The organism is Xanthomonas arboricola pv. juglandis (assembly GCF_905367715.1).
GTDB lineage: Bacteria > Pseudomonadota > Gammaproteobacteria > Xanthomonadales > Xanthomonadaceae > Xanthomonas > Xanthomonas arboricola.
In genome coordinates this window covers 345,279-366,327 of sequence record NZ_HG999362.1, presented here as the reverse complement: position 1 = coordinate 366,327, position 21,049 = coordinate 345,279, and the positions used below count along the sequence as shown (strand labels likewise).

General features: G+C 64.9%; 18 protein-coding genes. 10 read left to right on the top strand and 8 right to left on the bottom strand.

The window, feature by feature from the left end; all coding sequences use genetic code 11:
* Positions 1-88 precede the first annotated feature (88 nt).
* A complete protein-coding gene (locus KHN93_RS01490; protein ID WP_211921693.1) occupies positions 89-1,414 on the bottom strand; it encodes a GTP-binding protein in 1,326 nt (441 codons plus the stop codon).
* Positions 1,415-1,476: 62 nt separating this feature from the next.
* On the opposite strand from KHN93_RS01490, the gene KHN93_RS01485 reads away from it, so the two are divergent.
* Positions 1,477-1,863 carry a MerC domain-containing protein gene (locus KHN93_RS01485; RefSeq protein WP_211921691.1) on the top strand — a complete coding sequence of 129 codons (387 nt, stop codon included), beginning with the start codon at positions 1,477-1,479 and terminating at the stop codon, positions 1,861-1,863.
* A gap of 4 nt (positions 1,864-1,867) precedes the next feature.
* Here KHN93_RS01485 and KHN93_RS01480 read toward each other — a convergent pair whose 3' ends face one another.
* Both KHN93_RS01480 and KHN93_RS01475 read right to left on the bottom strand, forming a co-directional pair.
* The gene (locus tag KHN93_RS01480) at positions 1,868-3,586 is read right to left on the bottom strand and encodes an ExeM/NucH family extracellular endonuclease (RefSeq protein WP_211921689.1); all 1,719 of its coding nucleotides are present in this window, start codon (positions 3,584-3,586) and stop codon (positions 1,868-1,870) included.
* A 395-nt stretch (positions 3,587-3,981) separates the two neighbouring features.
* Positions 3,982-4,500 carry a c-type cytochrome gene (locus tag KHN93_RS01475; RefSeq protein ID WP_016902056.1) on the bottom strand — a complete coding sequence of 173 codons (519 nt, stop codon included), beginning with the start codon at positions 4,498-4,500 and terminating at the stop codon, positions 3,982-3,984.
* Between the two features lie 281 nt (positions 4,501-4,781).
* Between KHN93_RS01475 and KHN93_RS01470 the strand changes: the two genes are divergently transcribed.
* From KHN93_RS01470 to KHN93_RS01455, 4 genes are read left to right on the top strand one after another with little or no spacing between them, the layout of a single operon-like run.
* Complete coding sequence (locus KHN93_RS01470; protein ID WP_211921686.1) at positions 4,782-5,426, top strand: DUF4198 domain-containing protein; 645 nt, start codon at positions 4,782-4,784, stop codon at positions 5,424-5,426.
* A 25-nt stretch (positions 5,427-5,451) separates the two neighbouring features.
* On the top strand, positions 5,452-5,763 hold the full coding sequence (locus KHN93_RS01465; protein WP_024939006.1) for a DUF3649 domain-containing protein: 312 nt from the start codon (positions 5,452-5,454) through the stop codon (positions 5,761-5,763).
* Positions 5,760-7,376, top strand: coding sequence for a PepSY-associated TM helix domain-containing protein (locus tag KHN93_RS01460; RefSeq protein ID WP_211921684.1), 1,617 nt, complete (start codon positions 5,760-5,762; stop codon positions 7,374-7,376). Before KHN93_RS01465 ends, KHN93_RS01460 begins: the two co-directional genes overlap by 4 nt.
* Positions 7,373-7,708: a DUF3325 domain-containing protein gene (locus KHN93_RS01455; RefSeq protein WP_104554611.1), complete on the top strand. Its 336-nt coding sequence runs from the start codon at positions 7,373-7,375 to the stop codon at positions 7,706-7,708. The genes KHN93_RS01460 and KHN93_RS01455 overlap by 4 nt, the downstream gene beginning before the upstream one ends.
* Before the next feature lie 9 nt (positions 7,709-7,717).
* Here KHN93_RS01455 and KHN93_RS01450 read toward each other — a convergent pair whose 3' ends face one another.
* From KHN93_RS01450 to KHN93_RS01440, 3 genes are all read right to left on the bottom strand, one after another.
* Positions 7,718-8,245: an RES family NAD+ phosphorylase gene (locus tag KHN93_RS01450; RefSeq protein WP_211921665.1), complete on the bottom strand. Its 528-nt coding sequence runs from the start codon at positions 8,243-8,245 to the stop codon at positions 7,718-7,720.
* Positions 8,242-8,616: a hypothetical protein gene (locus tag KHN93_RS01445; RefSeq protein WP_016902050.1), complete on the bottom strand. Its 375-nt coding sequence runs from the start codon at positions 8,614-8,616 to the stop codon at positions 8,242-8,244. Before KHN93_RS01445 ends, KHN93_RS01450 begins: the two co-directional genes overlap by 4 nt.
* An 86-nt stretch (positions 8,617-8,702) precedes the next feature.
* Positions 8,703-9,323: a TetR/AcrR family transcriptional regulator gene (locus KHN93_RS01440; RefSeq protein ID WP_211921663.1), complete on the bottom strand. Its 621-nt coding sequence runs from the start codon at positions 9,321-9,323 to the stop codon at positions 8,703-8,705.
* A gap of 128 nt (positions 9,324-9,451) precedes the next feature.
* On the opposite strand from KHN93_RS01440, the gene KHN93_RS01435 reads away from it, so the two are divergent.
* From KHN93_RS01435 to KHN93_RS01420, 4 genes are all read left to right on the top strand, one after another.
* The gene (locus KHN93_RS01435) at positions 9,452-10,615 is read left to right on the top strand and encodes an isovaleryl-CoA dehydrogenase (RefSeq protein ID WP_211921661.1); all 1,164 of its coding nucleotides are present in this window, start codon (positions 9,452-9,454) and stop codon (positions 10,613-10,615) included.
* Positions 10,616-10,625: 10 nt separating this feature from the next.
* On the top strand, positions 10,626-12,236 hold the full coding sequence (locus KHN93_RS01430; RefSeq protein WP_211921659.1) for a carboxyl transferase domain-containing protein: 1,611 nt from the start codon (positions 10,626-10,628) through the stop codon (positions 12,234-12,236).
* Between the two features lie 242 nt (positions 12,237-12,478).
* The gene (locus KHN93_RS01425; RefSeq protein WP_211921657.1) at positions 12,479-14,506 is read left to right on the top strand and encodes an acetyl/propionyl/methylcrotonyl-CoA carboxylase subunit alpha; all 2,028 of its coding nucleotides are present in this window, start codon (positions 12,479-12,481) and stop codon (positions 14,504-14,506) included.
* Positions 14,507-14,608: 102 nt separating this feature from the next.
* Positions 14,609-16,696 carry a S9 family peptidase gene (locus KHN93_RS01420; protein WP_211921655.1) on the top strand — a complete coding sequence of 696 codons (2,088 nt, stop codon included), beginning with the start codon at positions 14,609-14,611 and terminating at the stop codon, positions 16,694-16,696.
* 158 nt (positions 16,697-16,854) lie between these two features.
* On the opposite strand, the gene KHN93_RS01415 is transcribed toward KHN93_RS01420, so the two are convergent.
* Positions 16,855-18,039 (bottom strand): putative peptide maturation dehydrogenase, encoded by a 1,185-nt coding sequence (locus KHN93_RS01415; protein WP_081400588.1) that lies wholly within the window; start codon positions 18,037-18,039, stop codon positions 16,855-16,857.
* A gap of 158 nt (positions 18,040-18,197) precedes the next feature.
* Between KHN93_RS01415 and KHN93_RS01410 the strand changes: the two genes are divergently transcribed.
* Positions 18,198-18,503 (top strand): NHLP-related RiPP peptide, encoded by a 306-nt coding sequence (locus KHN93_RS01410; protein ID WP_039529008.1) that lies wholly within the window; start codon positions 18,198-18,200, stop codon positions 18,501-18,503.
* A 30-nt stretch (positions 18,504-18,533) separates the two neighbouring features.
* Here KHN93_RS01410 and KHN93_RS01405 read toward each other — a convergent pair whose 3' ends face one another.
* The gene (locus KHN93_RS01405; protein ID WP_104561068.1) at positions 18,534-21,047 is read right to left on the bottom strand and encodes a putative peptide modification system cyclase; all 2,514 of its coding nucleotides are present in this window, start codon (positions 21,045-21,047) and stop codon (positions 18,534-18,536) included.
* Between the last annotated feature and the right edge of the window lie 2 nt (positions 21,048-21,049).

The following is a 21,049-nucleotide window of genomic DNA, read 5'->3' as shown; positions in this document are numbered from 1 at the left end:
CCGCACGCCGCACTGAAGGATACAAGCCCGCTTCCGATTGCATCCGGTACCAGGCGAACGGATGTCGACAGCGTGATGCAATCCACCATCAACGCTGCCAGTGCGGAAACGGATCGTCCAGCAGTTGCCATTGCGCCGGGCCCTGGCGCAGTTCGTGATCGCTGAGCAGGCAGGCATCCAGCGCAGCGCGCGTGCGCGGCGCGTCCATGTCCACGCCGATCACCGCCAGCTCCTGGCGACGGTCGCCCCATAGCGGGTGCCAGAGCCGCTGCATCGCGGCGTATTCGCTGGCATCGCCAACCTCGTGCAGTTGCGGCAGCGGCGCGGTCCAGCATTGCGTCTGCTGACGCTGCCAGCCGATATCGGTATACGGCAATGGCGTGATGCTGGTCTGCAGTGGCTCGCCGATGGCATGCGCATCCACGCGGTGGCGTGCGGCAAACCAGAAGCCCGCTGCGTTGGTCTGGGTCGCGCCACCCACGCTGGACAATTCGCCGACCCAATCCATGCGGCTGGCCAGCCAGAAAAATCCCTTGCTGCGAATCACCTGCGGCAGCCCGCCTTGCACCATGCGCGCAAAACGCTGCGGATGAAACGGCCGGCGTGCACGATAGACGAAGCTGCTGATGCCGTATTCCTCGGTTTCCGGCGTGTGCTGGCCGCGCAGTTCCTGCATCCAGCCCGGCGCCAGCTGCGCACGGGTGAAATCGAAGCGGCCGGTGTCGAGCAACTGGCGCAGCGGCACCTCGCCATGCACCGCGTCCACGATCGCCGCCTCGCGATTGAGCGCACGCAACACCGCACGCAGGCGTTGCAGCTGCTGTGCATCGATCTGATCGCACTTGCTGATCACCAGCACGTCGGCAAATTCCACCTGTTCGCCCAGCAACTGCACCAGCCCGCGGCTATCGTCCGGGCCGGCCTGCTGGCCGAGTTCGGCCAGCGTGGCGGCCGAGCCGAAGTCCTGCAGGAAGCGGCTGCCGTCCACCACCGTCACCATGGTGTCGAGCCGGGCGATGTCGGCCAGGCTGAAGCCGTCGGCATCGCGCACCGCAAAGGTGGCCGCCACCGGCATCGGCTCGGCGATGCCGGTCGATTCAATCAACAGATAGTCGTAGCGCCTCTGTTCGGCAAGCTTGCGCACCTCCTGCAGCAAATCGTCGCGCAACGTGCAGCAGATGCAGCCGTTGCTGAATTCCACCAGCGTCTCTTCGGTGCGTCGCAAGGCCGCGCCGCCCTCGCGCAGCAGCTGCGCGTCGATGTTGACCTCGCTCATGTCGTTGACGATCACCGCCACGCGCAGGCCGTCGCGGTTATGCAGGATGCGGTTGAGCAAGGTGGTCTTGCCGGCGCCGAGAAAGCCGGACAACACGGTGACGGGGAGGCGTGAATCGCGCTTGGGGGACAGGGACATCCTGAGAGCCTGGCTGGAGTGAAGTGTTACTATATAACATTCGCTCGACAGGACACCCCCCGATGCGCGTTACCGCTTCCGTGCTGGACAACTCGGCCATCGCCTTATCCAGCCTGTGCCTGCTGCACTGCCTGGCGCTGCCATTGCTGGCCGCTGCACTGCCGCTGCTGGGTGCCTGGAGTCAGGCCGAATGGGTGCATGTGGTGTTCGCCACGGCTGCCGTGCCGCTGAGCGGCTACGCGCTGTGGAGCAGCCATCGCCGGCATGCGCTGCCCGCGCCGGTGTGGGCGCTGGCGGTCTTCGGCCTGAGCGACCTGGTGCTGGGCGCCAGCGGGCTTGCCGGCGGCAGCTGGGAAACCCCGATCACGGTGACCGGCAGCCTGCTGCTGGCCAGCACGCACCTGCTCAACCTGCGGCTGCGCCGCCGTGGCGGAACGTGCGCCAGCTAGCGCGCTACAGCGAAAAACCCAGCAGCACCGGGTCGTGGTCGGAACTGCGCCACGGGCCGGGCAGGTTGCGCTTGGCATAACCGGCATCGTCCATGACATCGGCATTGACATGCCATTCCACCGCGCCGCGCAGTTGCCTGGCCATCGCCGGGCTGAGCAGGGCGTGGTCCAGCCGCCCGCTCATGCCATCGTAGACGTAGCTATAGGGCTGCTTCACGCCGGCCACCGCAAAGGCGTCCTGCCAGCCGCTGGCGCGCAGGCTGCGCATCGGCGTTTCCATCGCGTAGGCGTTGAAATCGCCCAGCAATACGGCCAGCTTGGTCTGCGCGCCGGTGGGGTCGGTCTGCAGCCACTGGTGCAGGCGCTTGGCCGATTCGGTGCGGGTGGCGTTCCAGCAGGCCTGGCCGTCGCGCTGGTCGGCATCGGCGCCGCTGGCGCTGCCGCAGCCCTTGGACTTGAAGTGATTGGCGACCACCACGAAGGTTGCCCCGCGGGTGCTGCGAAACGCCTGCGCCAGCGGCACCCGGCTGTGGCTGTCGAACGGCCCGCCGGTCAGCGTGGCCGGCTTGCCGACCGGCGTGACCTGCGAACTGCGGTACACGATGCCGACCCGGATCGCGTCATCGCCCGGGCCGCTGCCGGTGTCGACGAACTGCCAGTCCTTGTCCTTGTCGGTCGCGTTGAGCGCGGCGACCAGTTGCGCCACCGCCGCATCGGCGCCATTGCCGTCGTTTTCCAGCTCCATCAACGCGGCCACATCGGCGCGCAACGGCACGATGGTGGACACCAGCTTGGTCAGCTGCGCCTGGAACTGCTCGTGCGTGCGCGCACCGCGCTTGGTCGGAAAGCCGCCACCGCGGCCATTGCCGTTGAAGAAGTTCTCCAGATTGAACGAGGCGATACGTAGGTCACCGCCAACCTGCGGCGCCACCGCGGTCGGCATGGCCGGCAGCGTCAACGGACTCAGCACCTGGATGCGGTAGTTGCCGTCGTAGCGCTGGTCGACGATGCCGTCGACCGACTTGAGCAGGCTGCCACTGCGCAGCACCGGATCGACCGGCAGATAGGCCACCGTCTTGGGGCTGCGGCCATTGCGCGCGTCGTCCAGCAACACCTGGCGACGGGCGTTGTCGGCCTGCACCTGCGCGAAGGCCGGGGTGCCGGCGGCGGCCACTTCGCTGGGCTGCCACAAGCGCCCGCCGAACGCGGCGATCAACTCGCCATAGGTGTCCAGACGATCGCTGCCATTGAGCGTCAGCGCAGCGATGCGCACGTGCTCGCCCTCCAGCGCTTCCCAGTTGGCCGGCGGCCCGCTGAGCATGCGCACCGGCACCGGCTGGCCGCTGGCGAGTCGCTCGATGCTGCTGGCATCCACCGTGGTCAGGCTCGCCTCGCCGCCTGCCGACACCTCGCGCACGGTGCCGACGACGCGCACGCGGTCACCCACCGCCACTTCGGCATCGCCGGCACCGGTGACGAACAGACCGTGCGAGCGCCGCGGCTCGAAGCCGGGCTGCTGCACGAACAGCCCGGCCAGGCCGGTACGCGTATCGGCGGTGACGATGCCCTCCACGTCGACCACACGGCCGTCATAGGGGCTACGGGTGTCTTCGCCCTGCACGTCGGCGATCGACAGACGTTGCGGCGCGCCCTCGGCGGCGCTGCCCAGCAGTGGCGCCAACAGACCGATCACACCGAGCACAACCAGCGAGCAACGCGACATCGACACACTCCAGAAAGACGTAGACCACATGCAAGCGCCGCCCCGAAGGCGGCGCGCGAGAACCGCGACAGGCTAGCAAAACGTTGCGAGTGGCGACCAGCTGCTGCGTGGGTAGCGTGGTCGATCTGCAGGTGCCGGCAGTTGCGGGCATTCCCCGAAGCAATTGCACTGGCGTGGGTGACCAAGGCTGACGTCAGCTTGCAAGCACGTCGTGCAGCGAGTGCAAATGCTCGCGCAATGGCTGCCGCCCTACGAAAGCAAAGCGTGCTCCAGCGCGCGCAAGCCTCACGATTGACCGGTCGACGCACCCGCGCACGGCAGGCGCTGCAACTTGGCCGCACCCCGACCGCTTGTGTCAGTCGCTTGTTGCGAACGCTTGCTACTGCTGCAGGCGCTTACTTCAGATTGCTCAGCATCCAGTCGACCGTGGCCCGCACCTGTTCTTCGGTCAACGCCGGGTTGCCGCCCTTGGGCGGCATGATGCCGCCATCCGGGCCGGTGTAGCCCTCGATCGCATGCTTGTACAAGGTGTCCTTGCCTTGGGCGATGCGCGCGTCCCAATGCGCGTGGTCCAGCGTCGGCGCCTTGCCCACGCCGGTGGTGTGGCAGGCGGTGCACAGGTTGTCGAAGATGGTCTTGCCATCGGTGCTGCCGCCGTAGGCAGACTGCGAGGCGGCCTTGGCCAGCGCTGCCGCCTGGGCTGCGGCCTGTGCGGACGCGCCAGTGGTGCCGGCATAGACCGCGCCGGCCGGAGCGATGCGTTGCTGCACGCGCTTGGCCGCGGTGGGCGAGACTTCGTCGGGAATGGCGCGTTGCAAATAGGCTGCCAGGGCAATCAGGCCCAGGGTGATCACCACCAGTAGTCCGATCACCATCGAGAATTTCTTCAGGAACTCGAGGTCGTAATTCCGCACGCGCTCACCCCTGGCTGTTGGTCGAAGACCTCTGCTAGCGCCGGAGTATAGAGCACAGTTCGCGCCCGTCTGGCCACTGTGCATGACAGTGATTGCAGCGGTGTGCGCTGCGCCCTGGCGCGCTATGGGTCTTGCAGGCACGCCGGTCTGCGCAGCCCGATGAATTGCCGCAATGCCGCATGGGACATTGGTCTCGCTTGAGGGAATTGCGTATCATTCCCATCAATCCACGGTGACGCGGTTCTCGCCTCGCCCGGTCCCGCTTACGAGGAGTCGCCGCGATGAAGTCCTTCCTGCTGTCCTGCCTGGCCTTGGCCAGCATCAGTCTGTCAGCCCAGGCCCACGAGATCTGGATCGAGCGCGACGGCAGCGGCCCGGTGCGCATCTACTTCGGCGAGCCGGCGCAGGAGGCCCTGGATCACGGCGAGGACGAGATCAAGCGGGTGGTCAAGCCGACTGTGTTCGGCAGCGCCGGCAAGGCTGGCGCCCTGCAGCGCGGCAGCGAGTTCCTCACCGCGCCGTTGTCCGGCACCGGCGATGCCTGGCTGAGCGATGACAGCGTGTTCGAGCCGTGGAAGGGCGAGGCCGGCGGCTTCGAGACCGTGAGCTACTACGCACGCGCCGGGCGCGCCACGCCCTCGGCCAAGCTCGATTTCGAACTGGTGCCCACCGCCGCCGACAGCAGCACGCTGACCGTGCTCTATCGCAACAAGCCGCTGCCCAAGGTTGAGGTGACGGTGATCGACCCGCAGAAGTGGCAGAAGACGCTGACCTCCGACGCCAAGGGCCAGGTGACCCTGCCCAAGCTGCACGCCGGCCGGCACATCCTGGTCGCCACCAACAAGGAGCCGGTGAAGCGTGAGATCGCCGGCAAGCAGGTGTCGATGATCCATCACATCAGCACGTTGACCTTCCTGGCCGAGTAAGTCGGCCACACGCCTGGCTGATCCGATGTCCACCGCACCGTCCCTGCCGCTTCCCTGGTTCAGGCGTCCCTGGCTGGGCGTGCTTGGGCGCACGCTGGCGGCGATGTTTGGCGGCTATGCACTCGCCAGCGCCACCAATCTGCTGCTGGCGCTGGTCCTACCGATGCCACGCAGCGAGGCGGTGTTGACCAGCATGCTGGTCGGCATCGTGGTGTGCGCCTGCGCGCCGCTATGGGCCTTCGCCACCGCCAGCGTGTGGCGCGCCTGGGCCGGCATCGCGGTACCGGCGGCGCTGATGTTCGCACTGGCCGCATGGCTGCAACGGGGCGTGGCATGAAGCAGGGATTCCGCCAGTCGATGGCGTGGCTGCACACCTGGACCGGTCTGCTGGTCGGCTGGGTGCTGCTGTTGATCTTCATGGGCGGCACGGCGAGTTATTACCGCGACGAAATCAGCCGCTGGATGCGCCCGGAATTGCCCACCACCACGGTGAGCAACGCAACCGCGCTGCGTAGTGCCGAGCAGTATCTGCAGACGCATGCAGCCGATGCGCAGAGCTGGAACATCACCTTGCCGGACACGCGCAATCCGGTAGTCAGCATGTACTGGCAAAACCCTGCGCCAGCCGATGGCAAACCGGCCAGCCGCCGCGAGATGTACGGCAACGCCATCATCGACCCGGCCACCGGCAAGGAGATCGCCGCACGCGACACCCTGGGCGGCGAATTCTTCTACCGGCTGCATTTCGATCTGCATTATCTGCCTGTGATGTGGTCGCGCTATATCGTCGGTTTCTGCGCGATGTTCATGCTGGTGGCGATCATCAGCGGCGTGATCACGCACAAGAAGATCTTCAAGGATTTCTTCACCTTTCGCCCGGGCAAGGGCCTGCGCTCGTGGCTGGATTTCCACAATGTCAGCGCGGTGACCGCGTTGCCGTACCACGCGATGATCACCTACACCGGTATCGTGACCTTGATGTTCATGTACCTGCCGTGGGGCATCAAGGCGCAGTACCCCGACAACGAAATGCGTTTCTACGAAGAGTCCGCCAACCGGGTCGCCGATACGCGAAGCGCCTCTGGCACGCCGGCGCGCATGCTGCCGCTGGAACAATTCGTGGCGCGTGCGCGCAGCGACTGGCGCGGCGGTGAGGTTGGCAATGTGGCGGTGTCGCTTCCCAACGACGCGCATGCGGCGGTCGGCGTCACCCAGCGCGCTGGCAACCTCTCCACCGATGCGCCGTCCATCCTGTTCGATGCAATCAATGGACAGCGCCTGCAGCGTAGCGGGCCGCCGGGCGGTGCCAGCCAGACGCGTGGGGTGATGGTGGGCCTGCATATCGCCCACTTCGCCGGGCCGTGGATGCGCGCGCTGTTCTTCGGCTCCGGCTTGCTCGGTTGCCTGATGGTGGCCAGCGGCGTGGTGATGTGGGCAGTGAAGGAACGCCCCAAACACCTGAAGGCCGGGCGCATCGGCTTCGGGCTGCGGTTGGTGGATGCGCTCAACATCGGCACGGTCGCCGGCCTGCCGATCGCCTTTGCCAGTTTCTTCTGGGCCAACCGCTTGTTGCCGGTGGGCCTGGAGGGGCGCGCGGCGATGGAGGCCAATCTGTTCTTCGTCGCATGGGCCACCGCATTGCTGGCCGCGTTCGTGTGGCCTCGGCGCGCGATGTGGAGCTGGCAGCTGTATCTGGGTGCGGCCTTGTTCGCGTTGGTGCCGGTGGTCAATGCGATCACCACCGATGTGCATCTGGGCGTGACGTTGCCGGCCGGGCAATGGACGCTGGCCGGGGTCGATCTGGTCTGCCTGTTCCTTGGCGTGTCCCTCGGGATCGCGGGATGGCGCCTGCAACACTGGAAGGCGCCGCAACCGGCATCGGCACGACGCGCGCGCGCCACTGCCGCCGCGCCTGCGCAAGGCAGCGTGCCGATGCAGGAGAGCGCATGAGCGTGTGGCTGTTGCTGGCGCTGAATTTTTCCGGATTCGCCGCGCTGTGCCTGGCGATGGACAAGCATCAGCAGGAAGTGCGTGGCCGCACGCTGGGCGCCGCGCGTTCGCGGCAACTGCGCGTGCTGGGTTGGTTGCTGTTGCTGCTCACCTTCGGCATGGCGGTACACGCGCAAGGCTGGGGCATCGGCCCGGTGTTGTGGCTGGGCACATTGACCGGCGCTGCCGCGCTGCTGTCGCTGTGGCTGCTGCCGTATCGGCGTGGGTTGATTCTGCCCACAGCTGTGGCCGCGCCGGTGCTGGCGGGTGCGCTGCAGCTGTTGCTGGGTTGAAGGACGTCGCTACGCCTCGATCGGCGGATCGCCCCAACTACGCCCGTCGCGCGGCAGGCGGCCATCGTCGAGCACGCGCAACACCTGTTCGGGCTGCAGCATGTCCAGAAACAGCACCACGTTGATGCCCTCCGGCAACGCCATGCTGGGAAAGATCACGCCAGGGATCTCCGCCTCGCGCAGCATGTCGCCGAGCACCCAGCTCACCGGTTCGATCTTGTTGACCAGGGCCTTGCGCCAGTCCTCGGTCCAATCGGCCCAGAGCGGATCCCAGCTTGCATCGAGCAGGCGCAGATCGGCCAACGCCGGCAGCTCGGCGGCGTAACTGACCAGGGTCAATGGCGGCAGGAACAGCGCGGACTGCGCGTATTCGGCAGCAGCGGTTTCCAGCTGCAGCGATAGATACAGCGCCGGCTGCCCAAAACGATTGAAACGCCCGCCCGAGCGTGCCGCACCGGCGCCGCTCAGCGGTTCGGCGGCCCAGCGCGGGGTGAAGGCGCGATACAGCGTGCAGTGCGCCGGGGCGCTCAGCTTCAACCGGCGGCCCCCGAGGCGACGGTGCGCAGATAGGTCAACGCATCGTCGGTACGGCCCTGTTTGACCACTTCCAGCAAGGTGGCGAATTCGAACGCGGGGATCGGGGTGTTCTTGAGGTGGAACACCACCTGGCGTTCGTCCGGCTGGAGCTGCGTCATCGCCACCAGCAGGCGCGACAGGTTGCGTAGCAGGTCCTGCACGCGCGGGCTTTCCGGATGCACGCGCAGGCTGTTGCGATGCACACCGGCCAGCTCGGCCAGCTCCTGCTGCGACAGATCCAGCAGGCCGGCCATGGCCGAGGGCGACAGGATGGTGCGATCCGGTACGCGCAGGCGTTCGGTCAGGGCCAGGGGATTGAGAACGGCGACCATCGCACGACTCCAGCAGGACGGGTGCACAGTATATGCACAGTCAGAAGCATCCATACAGCCCAGCTGGACGCTCAGTCAGTGCACTGTCAGCCCGTCGGCTGGCGCGCGCCGACCGCGCGCAGGCAGAACCCGCAGATCGCCTCGACCAATTGCTCGCCCTGCTGCGGGTCGCCGCGACTGGGAGCGATCGGTCCCACCAGCGCCTCGGTGAAGGCGCCGACGATGCAGGCCGCCGCCGCGTCCAGCGATTGCGGCGGGAACTCGCCAGCCGACACGCCTTCGGCGAGCAACTGACGGAACACTTCGCCAAACAGGCGTCGGCCACGGATGCGCTCGGCATCCACCTCGCTTTCCACCGGCTCGGCGATGAAGGCGTACGCCAACGCCGGGCCGGCCAACGCGCGCCGCACAAAGGTGGCGATCGCATTGCGCAGGCGCTCGGCAGCGCTGGCCTGGGTGGTGGTGATGGCGCGCAGGATGGTCATCTCGCGCTGCACTGCCGCGTTGAGAACTTCCACGAAAAGCTCGGCCTTGGACGGGAAGTGTCGATAAATCTGCCCGGTGGACACGCCGGCGGCAGCGGCAACGGCGGTCACCGGCGCATTGCGGTAGCCGCCTTCGGCGATCAGGGCGCGGGCCGCGTGCAGGATGCGTTCGCGATTGCCGGCCAGGCGTTCTTCCATCAGGGCGGAGCGTCGATAAGCCATGGTGTGATTCTGGGTTCAATAGTTGAATTTTAGTTCACTTTTTCATTGCGGACCGCTAGGCTGCGCACAAACGCCGTGCGGCCTGCCCGCTCCCACCCGGCACATCCCGATCCCTGCGGAGTCGCTCCATGCACGTGCCGTCCCTGAATTTTGCGCTTGGCGAAGACATCGATCTGCTGCGCGAAAGCGTGGCAGCCTTCGCCAGCCACCATATTGCCCCGCTCGCCGCTACGGCCGACCAGGACAATGTCTTCCCTGCCCAGCTGTGGCGCCTGTTCGGCGAGCAGGGCCTGCTCGGGCTGACCGTGGAAGAAGAGTACGGCGGCAGCGGCATGGGCTACCTGGCGCATGTGGTGGCGATGGAAGAAATCTCGCGGGCCGGCGGGGCCATCGGCCTGTCGTACGGCGCGCATTCCAACCTGTGCCTCAACCAGCTGCGCAAGAACGCCACACCGGAACAGAAGCAGCGTTACCTGCCCAGACTGTGCACCGGCGAGCATGTCGGCGCGCTGGCGATGAGCGAGGCCGGCTCCGGCTCGGATGTGGTGTCGATGAAGCTGCGCGCCGATGCGCGCGGCGACCGCTATGTGCTCAACGGCAGCAAGATGTGGATCACCAACGGCCCGGACGCCGATGTACTGGTGGTGTACGCCAAGACCGACCCGGATGCCGGCGCACGCGGCATCACCGCCTTCATCGTCGAGAAGGGCATGCCGGGATTCTCCACCGCGCAGAAACTCGACAAGCTGGGCATGCGCGGCTCCAACACCTGCGAGCTGGTGTTCACCGATTGCGAAGTGCCGGCCGAAAACGTGCTGGGCACGCTCAACGGCGGCGTGCGCGTGCTGATGTCCGGGCTGGATTTCGAACGTGTGGTGCTGGCCGGTGGCCCGTTGGGCTTGATGGCAGCGGCGATGGACGTGGTGCTGCCGTACGTGCACGAGCGCAAGCAGTTCGGCGCGCCGATCGGCACCTTCCAGTTGATGCAGGCCAAGCTGGCCGACATGTACGTCGGGCTCAACGCCTGCCGCGCGTACGTCTATGCGGTGGCGCGCGCCTGCGATGCCGGGCTGACCACGCGCCAGGATGCGGCCGGCGCGATTCTCTACGCCGCCGAAAAAGCCACCTGGCTCACCGGCCAGGCGATCCAGGTGCTGGGCGGCAACGGCTACATCAACGACTACCCCACCGGGCGCCTGTGGCGTGATGCCAAGCTGTACGAAATCGGCGCGGGCACCTCGGAGATCCGACGCATGCTGATCGGCCGCGAGCTGTTCGAACACACCGCCTGACGGAGCCACCATGAGCGCGATCACCAGCCAGCTGCAGGTCAGCGGCGAGAGCTTCCAACAAAACGCTGCTGCGATGCGCACCGTGGTCGAGGATCTGCGCCGCACGCTGGCGCAGACCGCGTTGGGCGGCAGTGAGGCTGCGCGTGCCAAGCACAGCGCACGCGGCAAGTTGCTGGTGCGCGAGCGCATCGATGCCTTGCTGGATCCGGGCAGCGCCTTGCTGGAAATCGCGCCATTGGCCGCGCACGGCATGTACGACGATCAGGTGCCATGCGCCGGTGTGGTGGCCGGCATCGGGCGCGTGTCCGGGGTGGAGTGCGTGATCGTGGCCAACGATGCCACCGTCAAGGGCGGCACCTATTACCCGATGACGGTGAAGAAGCATCTGCGCGCGCAGGAAATCGCGCAGCAGAACCGCTTGCCGTGCATCTACCTGGTCGATTCCGGCGGTGCGTTCCTGCCGCTGCAGGATGAAGTGTTTCCCGACCGCGATCACTTCGGGCGCATCTTCTACAACCAGGCCAACCTCTCGGCCAACGGCATCCCGCAGATCGCCTGCGTGATGGGCTCGTGCACCGCCGGCGGCGCCTACGTGCCGGCGATGAGCGATGAAACGGTGATCGTGCGCGAGCAAGGCACGATCTTTCTCGGCGGCCCACCACTGGTCAAGGCGGCCACCGGCGAAGAAGTCAGTGCCGAAGACCTCGGCGGTGCGGATGTGCATACGCGCATCTCCGGCGTGGCCGACCACTTTGCCGACAACGACCTGCAGGCCCTGGCACGCGTGCGCGCCATCATCGCGCAGCTCAACTGGCGCAAGCCGCCTGCATCGCTGGCACTGCAGGCACCGCTGCCGCCGCGCTACGCTGCCGACGAACTGTATGGCGTGATTCCCGCCGATACGCGCAAGCCCTTCGATGTGCGCGAAGTGATCGCTCGCATCGTCGACGACTCGCAGCTGGACGAATTCAAGCCGCGCTACGGCAGCACCCTGGTCACCGGCTTTGCACACCTGCATGGCTACCCGGTGGGCATCATCGCCAACAACGGCATCCTGTTTTCCGAGTCCGCGCTCAAGGGCGCGCACTTCATCGAACTGTGCACGCAACGCGGCATTCCGCTGGTGTTCCTGCAGAACATCACCGGCTTCATGGTCGGGCGTAAATACGAACATGGCGGCATCGCCAAGGACGGGGCCAAGCTGGTGATGGCGGTGGCCTGCGCCAAGGTGCCCAAGTTCACCGTGGTGATCGGCGGCTCGTTCGGTGCCGGCAACTACGGCATGTGCGGCCGCGCGTACTCGCCGAACTTCCTGTGGATGTGGCCGAATGCGCGCATCGGCGTGATGGGCGGCGAGCAGGCCGCCAGCGTCTTGGCCACCGTGCGCCGCGACGGTATCGAAGCCAAGGGTGGCGCCTGGTCGGACGAAGAGGAAGCTGCGTTCAAGGCGCCGATCCGTGCGCAGTTCGAGCAGCAGGGGCATCCGTATTACGCCAGCGCACGCCTGTGGGACGACGGCATCATCGACCCGGCCGATACCCGTCGCGTGCTGGGGCTGGGACTGTCGGCCGCATTGAATGCACCGATCGAGACGACACGCTTTGGCGTGTTCCGGATGTGAGGTGGTGATGTCCGTTTGCAGGTGCTGCTCTTGGCTGTCTGGCGGTGCACACGCACCTGCGAGCAAGGTATTGCGTGTCGTCTGGAGCATTGCATGAGGGCGCGTGCGTTGTCTGCGTCGAGCAGCGCATCGCGCTGGGGCGCAGCGGCGTCAGCTGCCATCGCACGGCGTGTCGCGCAATCCATGCAACCGTCTTTCCATCGCAGCGCCCGCCAGCATGGCGGCGTGCAGAGAACTTCGTCATGACCCAGCGCGAACTCACCACCGCAGCAAGACCGCCCTATTTCGACAAGATCCTGATCGCCAATCGCGGCGAGATCGCGTGCCGGGTCATCGCCACCTGTAGCAAGCTCGGCATCGCGACCGTGGCGGTGTATTCGGATGCCGATCGCGATGCGCGGCATGTGCGGCTGGCCGATGAGGCGATCCATATCGGCGCCGCACCGGCGCAGCAGAGTTATCTGCGTGGCGATGCGATCCTGGAGGCGGCACGCGCAAGCGGTGCGCAGGCGATCCATCCGGGCTACGGCTTCCTGTCGGAAAACGCGGCGTTTGCCGATGCCTGTGCGCAGGCCGGCATCGTGTTCATCGGCCCACCAGCGGCAGCCATCCGCGCCATGGGCGACAAGAGTGCGGCCAAGGCGCTGATGCAACGCGCCGGCGTGCCGCTGACGCCGGGCTACCACGGCGACGAACAGGCGCCGGCCTTCCTGCGCGCGCAGGCCGATGCGATCGGCTATCCGGTGCTGATCAAGGCCAGCGCCGGCGGTGGCGGCAAGGGCATGCGCCGGGTGGATGCCAGCGCGGCCTTCGAAGAGGCCTTGGCCAGCTGCCAGCGCGAGGCGCAATCGGCGTTCGGCAATGCGCAGGTGCTGGTGGAAAAATACGTCGAGCGGCCGCGCCATATCGAGATCCAGGTGTTTGGTGATACCCGGGGCGAGGTCGTCTATCTGTTCGAACGCGATTGTTCGGTGCAGCGCCGGCATCAGAAAGTGCTGGAAGAGGCGCCTGCTCCCGGCATGAGCGAACAACGCCGCGCCGCCATGGGCAAGGCCGCCGTGGATGCCGCGCGCGCTGTGGGTTATGTCGGTGCCGGCACGGTGGAGTTCATCGCCGGCCCGGATGGCGATTTCTATTTCATGGAAATGAACACCCGGCTGCAGGTCGAGCACCCGGTCACCGAGTTGATCACCGGCACCGACCTGGTTGAGTGGCAATTGCATGTCGCCGCGGGAGAGCCGTTGCCACTGCGGCAGCAGGACTTGCGCATCCATGGCCACGCGCTGGAAGCGCGCCTGTATGCCGAAGATGCCGACCGCGGCTTCCTGCCGTCGACCGGCACGCTGCGGCAGCTGCAGTTTCCCGCAGCCGGTGCGCATGTGCGCGTCGATGCCGGGGTGGAGCAAGGCGACAGCATCAGCACGTACTACGACCCGATGATCGCCAAGCTGATCGTATGGGATGTGGATCGCCCCGCTGCACTGGCACGCATGCGCGAGGCGCTGGCGCAATTCCATGCGGTGGGCGTCACCACCAACAGCGCGTTCCTTGCGCGCCTGATCGGCACCGCGTCGTTTGCGTCTGCCGATCTGGATACCGCGCTGATCGAACGCGAGCAGGCCGCGCTGTTTCCCCAGGCGGTCAGTCCGGCCAATGCCTGGTGGTGTGTGGCAGCGGCGTTGAATGCCGACGCGTTGCCGAAGGCCGCCGCCGATCCGGCCGACCCGTTTTCGCCATGGCAACACACCGATGGCTGGCGCATCGGCGCGCATGCGGCGCGCAGCATGACGCTGGAGGCCGCGGGCGAGCGCCGCCAGTTCGGCGTGCGCCCGCTTGGCGATGGCTGGCAGGTCACGACTGCAGGCGATACCCACACGTTGCGCTACCACCTGAAGGGCGATGCGCTGCGCGTGGAAATGGATGGCCGGCAATGGCGCATGCAGGCACTGCGCGACGGCGACACCCTGACGTTGCGCGATGCCACGCAGCGGGCGACCTTCCGCCACCATGACGCGCTGGCCGAAGCAGATCAGCCCGCGCACGACACTGGTGGCCTGACCGCACCGATGCCGGGCCGCATCGTGTCGCTGGTCGCCCCGGTGGGGCAGTCGGTCACCCGCGGGCAGGCCCTGGTGGTGCTGGAAGCGATGAAGATGGAGCACACCTTGCACGCGCCCGGCGACGGCACCGTGGCGGCGTACCTGGTGGCCGAGGGCGAGCTGGTCGCCGAGGGGGTCGCGTTGGTGGAATTTGTGTCCGCGTCTGCGTAGCGGCACCTGCCGGCGTGACCAACGGCACGTCCGCAACGGCCGGCCTTGGCCCTAGCGTGGGGAAAGCGGCTGGAGTGGCCGCGCCCCAGACCGGAGACGTCCATGCAACGCCTGCTTCTTGTTTCCAGCATGCTGCTCGCGCTGTCTGCCTGCAGCGACAACGCCGCACCCACCACCGACAAGGCTGCCACGCCAGCCCCGGCCGCTACGCAAGCACCTGCGGCGCCACCCGAACTGATCACCCGCGATGCGCTGTTCGGCAACCCGGAACGGGCGAACGTGAGCATCAGCCCGGACGGCAAATACCTCAGCTGGGTCGCGCCGCTGCAGGGCGTGCTCAATGTCTGGGTCGCCCCGGTGGATGCACCGGATCAGGCGCGCGCGATCACCAAGGACACCGCACGCGGCATCCGCACTTATTTCTGGACCTATCAACCCAACACGCTGCTGTACCTGCGCGACAACGGCGGCGACGAAGACTTCCATCTGTTCTCGGTGAATCTGAGCGATGGCAGCAGCAAGGACCTCACCCCGTTCAAGAAGACCAACGCCGAGGTGTATCGCGTCAGCGCGCAGCACCCCGAGTCGATCATGGTCGGCATGAACGACCGCGATCCCAAATGGCATGACCTGTATCGGGTGGACCTGGCCTCGGGCAAGCGCAGCCTGGTGCAGCAGAACACCGACAGCCTGGATTCCTATCTGCTCGATGGCAACTACCAGCTGCGCTACGCCACGCGCGCCACCGACGATGCGGGCAGAGAGCTGCTGGTGCCGGACGGCAAGCGCTGGAAGAGCGTGGACCGCATCCCGTTCGAGGATGTCAGCAACACTTCGCCCGATGGACTGACCGACGACGGCAAGACGCTGTACATGCAGGATTCGCGCAATCGCGACACCGCGGCGCTGTATGCCATCGACACCGCCAGCAATGCGCGCACGCTGCTGTTCGAAAACCCGCGCACCGATGTCGGCCCCACCTTGAACGACCCCAGGACCGGCGTGGTGCAGGCCGTGTCCACCGACTATCTGCGCGAGGAATGGAAGGCGCTGGACACCGGCATTGCCGCCGACCTGCAAAAGCTCAAGTCACTCGGCAGCGGTGATGCCAGCGTTGCCGCACGCACGCTCGACGATCGCATCTGGATCGTGGGGTATTCGGCGGCAGAGACACCGCTGAGCTACTACCGTTACGACCGTGCAGACGGCGGCAAGCTGACCAAATTGTTCTCCGCCCGCCCCGCGCTCGACGGCAAACCGTTGGTCCCGATGTGGCCGCAGGAACTGACCGCGCGCGACGGCCTCAAGCTGGTCAGCTATCTCACCCTGCCCTCTGAGGCTGACGCCAATCACGATGGCAAGGCCGACAAGCCGGTGCCACTGGTGCTGTTCGTGCATGGTGGCCCGTGGGCGCGCGACAGCTATGGCTACGGGCCGTATGAGCAGTTGCTGGCCAATCGCGGCTATGCGGTGCTGGCGGTGAATTTCCGTGGCTCCACCGGCTTCGGCAAGGCCTTCACCAACGCCGGCAACGGCGAGTGGGCCGGCAAGATGCATGACGACCTGCTCGACGCCGTGCAGTGGGCGGTCAAGCAAGGCGTGACCAGGCCCGAGGACGTGGCGATCATGGGCGGCAGCTACGGCGGCTACGCCACGCTGGTCGGCCTGACCTTTACCCCGGACGCGTTCAAGTGCGGCGTGGACATCGTCGGCCCGGCCAACCTCAACACCTTGCTCGGCACCGTGCCGCCGTACTGGGCCAGCTTCTATAAGCAGCTGACCAAACGCATGGGCGACCCGGCCACCGAGGCCGGCAAGCAGTGGCTGACCGAACGCTCCCCGCTCAGCCATGTCGACAAGATCAGCAAGCCGCTGCTGATCGGCCAGGGCGCCAACGACCCGCGCGTCAAACAGGCCGAGAGCGACCAGATCGTCAACGCGATGAAGGCCAAGAACATTCCGGTCACCTACGTGCTGTTCCCCGACGAAGGCCATGGCTTCCGCCGCCCGGAAAACAGCAAGGCCTTCAACGCGGTGACCGAAGGGTTCCTGGGCCAGTGCCTGGGCGGCCGCGTGCAACCGATCGGCGACGACCTGACCGGCTCCAGCATCACCGTGCCGGAAGGCGCCGACAAGGTGAACGGTCTGAGCGATGCGTTGAAGACGCATACGCAGGCGATTCGGCGGTAGGTGGGCAGTCGTGGCGCCATCCGCCGAGGATGCGTTGGCGTCGCACTGCATCTGCACGTGTTGTCGGGACCGGCGGCTTGGCCGCCGGTCTTTGACTTGAAAGCTCTTCAATCAAAATAAGACGGCTGGTTCAATAGCGTGCGTGTTCCTACACGGAGCTACTGCTGATTGAGTTGATCGGAATCGCTTGCTCCAGTCCAGATCGCACCGGCTGGATCCAGCTCTGTAGTGACCATGGTCTGTGCGCGCCAACCAAAGCCACAGACAGCTAAAACACCTTGCGATACCGGGTCCAGTCCCAACGCGCGTTCGAGATGTTTCTCGTTGACAGCGCCGGTGATGAATGCACCCAGGCCAAGATCGGTGGCCGCAAGGTAGAGGGTCTGCGAGAGGTGACCAGCCTCCAATGCGACCACACGATAACCTTTGGCGTGTTGCCGGTATTTCCAGAAGGTCCTATCGAAACGCGGAACCAGCGCAATCAGTACGTGTGCATCTGCAAACCAGTGCTGCTGCCCGACAGCCTGCATGACGAAATCATCCGAGCATTCAACCCCTGCTACAAGCTCGAGCGCGTGAACATCTGCACGATAGTGATAAACGCCTGCCGGCAACCCTTCCACACACCTGACCAGGATATACGCCTCGATCGGATGCAAACCGCCGCCGGATGGGACGTTTTTTTTCAAAAAGACCAGATCGTCGCCGACCTTCACCTGAGCCTGTGCGGCAAAAACCCGCTGCAGCATGTGGGAGAACATCTGAAAGGGAACTGCTTTGTTCCGGTCAAAATTACGGCATGTGACCCGGCGACCCAGCAAGTCGTCGAAATCGTTCCGGGGCATCGATGGCAAGCCGATCAATGCATCGTTATCAACGGTCCGTTGAACCTCCGGAGGTGCGGGGCCGAGGACACGACGCATCGCCACAGCCGTTTCGGTTCCAGAGTCCCGTGTGTTCTTGACCGCATCCACACCATCCCAACGCGTAAAAGCATGCAGCACGGCCGCGAGCGGATGCCAATGCGATTCCCTGAGGCGTTCATCGTTTTGGGCAAAGGACGCATCTGGTGCTCGCTCATCCAGCACCAGGCCTTGGTCAATCAACCCCTCCAGTGTTTCCTGGTCAAAATGCGATCGGTCCGTCCAATGCGAAGGACTAAGTTCACCCAATAACCGGCGCTGATCTTCCGTCACTGCTACTGGTGCATCGAGATGGGGCGCTAGCGCAAACCACTCCATGACATGCTGTAGCCCATTGCCACCCTGCAAAAGACTGTCCAACGTATAGAACACGGTTTCCCGTGGCTCCAGCAGGACAACTGCACAACGTCTGATCCGCATCAGCTTCTCCAGCGAAATGAAGTGCACCTCACGCAGGTGTACCTGAGGTAGCTATAGCGTCTCCCAGCAGCCCAAACTTGAGTCTGTTGCATGATAGCCCTCAAGCCGACAACGCTAGCGCCGCTAAGTGATACTTCACCCACTTGAAGAATTCAAAGATGCCGACGCTGAAGCTTGATCCTGCGGTTGCAAGCAAATTGATCGACCTGCTCTCCACAGACGACACCTTTCGCGCGTTATTCGTCTCAAACACCATGACAGCGTTACAGCAGGTCGGACACACCGCCGCACCTGAAGACGACCTTGAGGCCTTTGTGCGCGATTGCGCAAGCAGCATCCAACTTGCCGACAAGCATGTGATCGCGAGCGCCCGTGCACAAATCAACACCATGCTCACGTCAGGAACATCCCACATCGTTCCCCAACTGGATGCTGGCTATGACGGCGACAGGACTCTCAAATAATTCGATGGATTCGCGACACCGGTAGCAGGGTCAGCCCTGCGCCTCCGCAATCCAGGAGGCTTCTGCGGCTTTCAGATCCACTACGTTGAGTGGCTGCAAGCAGTATCCACACTCGATTTCTGCGTAGGCCAGGCCCCGGTGCTGCCGCATCCAGTCATTTTGGATGCGTGCATCTTCATTGCGTTGCGCTAGTCGTGCCGCACGCATTGCGGTGGCCCGTGTCTGGAAGCGGGATGCTGAATCCAGATAGGGAGCGAGCGAGCGGAATGCATCGTCCGGCCTCCGATTTGCCAACAGGATTTCGGCATCCACTACCGCGCCCAGTTCGACGATCAGGCGGTTGGCATAGACCAGCGGCGCTGCTCTGACCTGTTCCCGAACCTTCGCCGCACTCGACGCATCTCCCGCACGCACCATCACCAATGCTGCTGCCAGGGCAGTGGAAAGATTGTCGATGGTATCGATTGGCACGTCCTTGCTTACGTCGTGCAGCGCTAGCTGTGCACCTTCTTTTGCTACCTCTACAGCTTTAAGGCGCTGCCCCGACGCCAACAATGCAGTCGCCAGCGGAACGTAGTAATTGATGCGGTCAGTCCCTCGCTTGGCCAGGCCCGCGTTCAAACCGGCTTGGGCGTGCGTGATTGCGCCACGCAGATCACCCTCGTCCAGAGCGACAGATGCCCGGGTGATGCCGGCATGAAAATTGGTTGTCTCCACTTTTGCAAGCGCACTGCGCGCACTGAAGAAATCACGCTTGGCGGCGGCTACGGCGGCCTGGCGGAGCAGCGCGCCATTCCAACCCGCAGTCACTGCTTGTGCCACTGCATGATCGGCTTGATCGTATTGCCCCAGAGCAAGCAGGATACGCCCATGCATATCGAGCGATATGCTGGAGAGATCGTATTTGCTCTGCGTCGACATACGCGCATGAGGCAATGCCTCAGTAAACCGGTTTGCAACAAATAGATCCATTGCTGCATTGGCTTGAGCAGGAGCATAGTCTGGATACAGCTCTGCCATCTGGACCCAGGAATCGGCTGCCTGCGCCGGGTCAAGAATCTGCACCCCCCAGCTTTTAACGTAAAGCGCCTCACGCGGCGGAAGCCTGGATTTGAATTTTTCAGCGACCCTGAGTGTCTCGGTCGCCTTTCTGTAATCGACATTGGCAAAGTAAGCACGCACTTGGCCCAGCCAAGCCAATGCGAAGTGAGGATCTATCTCTACTGCTTTCTGGAAGAAATCCAATGCAGCGGCATATTTCCCCTCCGCATAACGCTTTTGGCCAAGCGCGTACGCACGTAGGGCGTCCAGACTGGAAGTCGTTACATCCGGCAAAGCAGGGCTATTGTTACGGATGCTCTCGCGGTTTTCGCCAAGTTGATTTCTTAATTCGCCGGTGACCTTGTCGACAGCAGCAAGAATAGAAGGGTTGGAACCGAAAGCAGTGCTTACTGCTACTGTCTGCTGTGTCTTCGGGTCAACGACTTCCACAATGAAACGCGTGCGTCCACCAACGTAGCCAACCGAAGGAAGCAACACCGCACGCGCGCCACTTCGAAGTGCAACATCTGAGGCGTTCTTGCGATCCAAGGGCTCCTTGTAAGGGTCCTTACGCATCAGCGCCAGCAGCTTGAGCGTTCTGTCCTCACTCAGCACATTGACGTAGCGCGACTGCTCCAGACTGATTCGGAAAGCCTGGTCCAGCGAACTTTCCAGCATGACGTCGTCGGTAAGGTTGCGTACTGTTCCCACAACTACCCAATCCCGCTCGGCGAACGCAAGCGCCGGCTGCGGGCGCGCAAACAGCCAGACAGCAAGACTGATGCCGAGGACGACTCCCAACTCTGCAACTAATGCCGCCGGCCGCCGCCACAGCGGAATATCTCGCCATGCCTTCGGCGAATGTTTCGGCGCGCGTAATGGCGTGACATCGATCTCGCCAACCTCATAGATCTCCATCGGCGTGGGCACGCCCTTGAAGCGCCAGCGGCCGTGGGATTTCCACAGGATGCGTTCGCCGCGGTCGCCCAGTTCGCGTGCGGCGCGGTGGGTCAACGACTCGGCCACCGCCGACAACAGGATCTGCCCGGGCCGCGCCATCGACATCAGGCGTGCGGCGGTGGGCTTGGCCAGGCCTTCGACTTCCAGCGGCTTGGCACCGATGCTGACCGCTTCGTCGCTGTTGCGCCAGGTCAGCACCTCGCCGACGTGCAGGCCCTGGCGTGCGCATAGCGTCAGCGCGCGCGCATCGCCCATCGCCTTGAGGCCGCGGGCGTAATCCAACGCAAAGCCCAGGCCGTCGATGGGGCGATCGAACAACAGCAACAATCCGTCCGAGCGGTCGATCAGCCGGCCGCGCCACTGCTGCTGCAGTTTGACCACCAACCGATCGTGCTCGCGAAATAGCGCGGCGGCGGCATTGTCACCGATGCGCTCGACCAGCGCGGTCGAGTCGCACAGGTCGGTCAGCAGCAAGGTGCGCAAGCGCGGCGCCTGGATCGCTTCCGACGACGCATCCTTGCGTGCGTGGGTGCGGGCGCTCATTG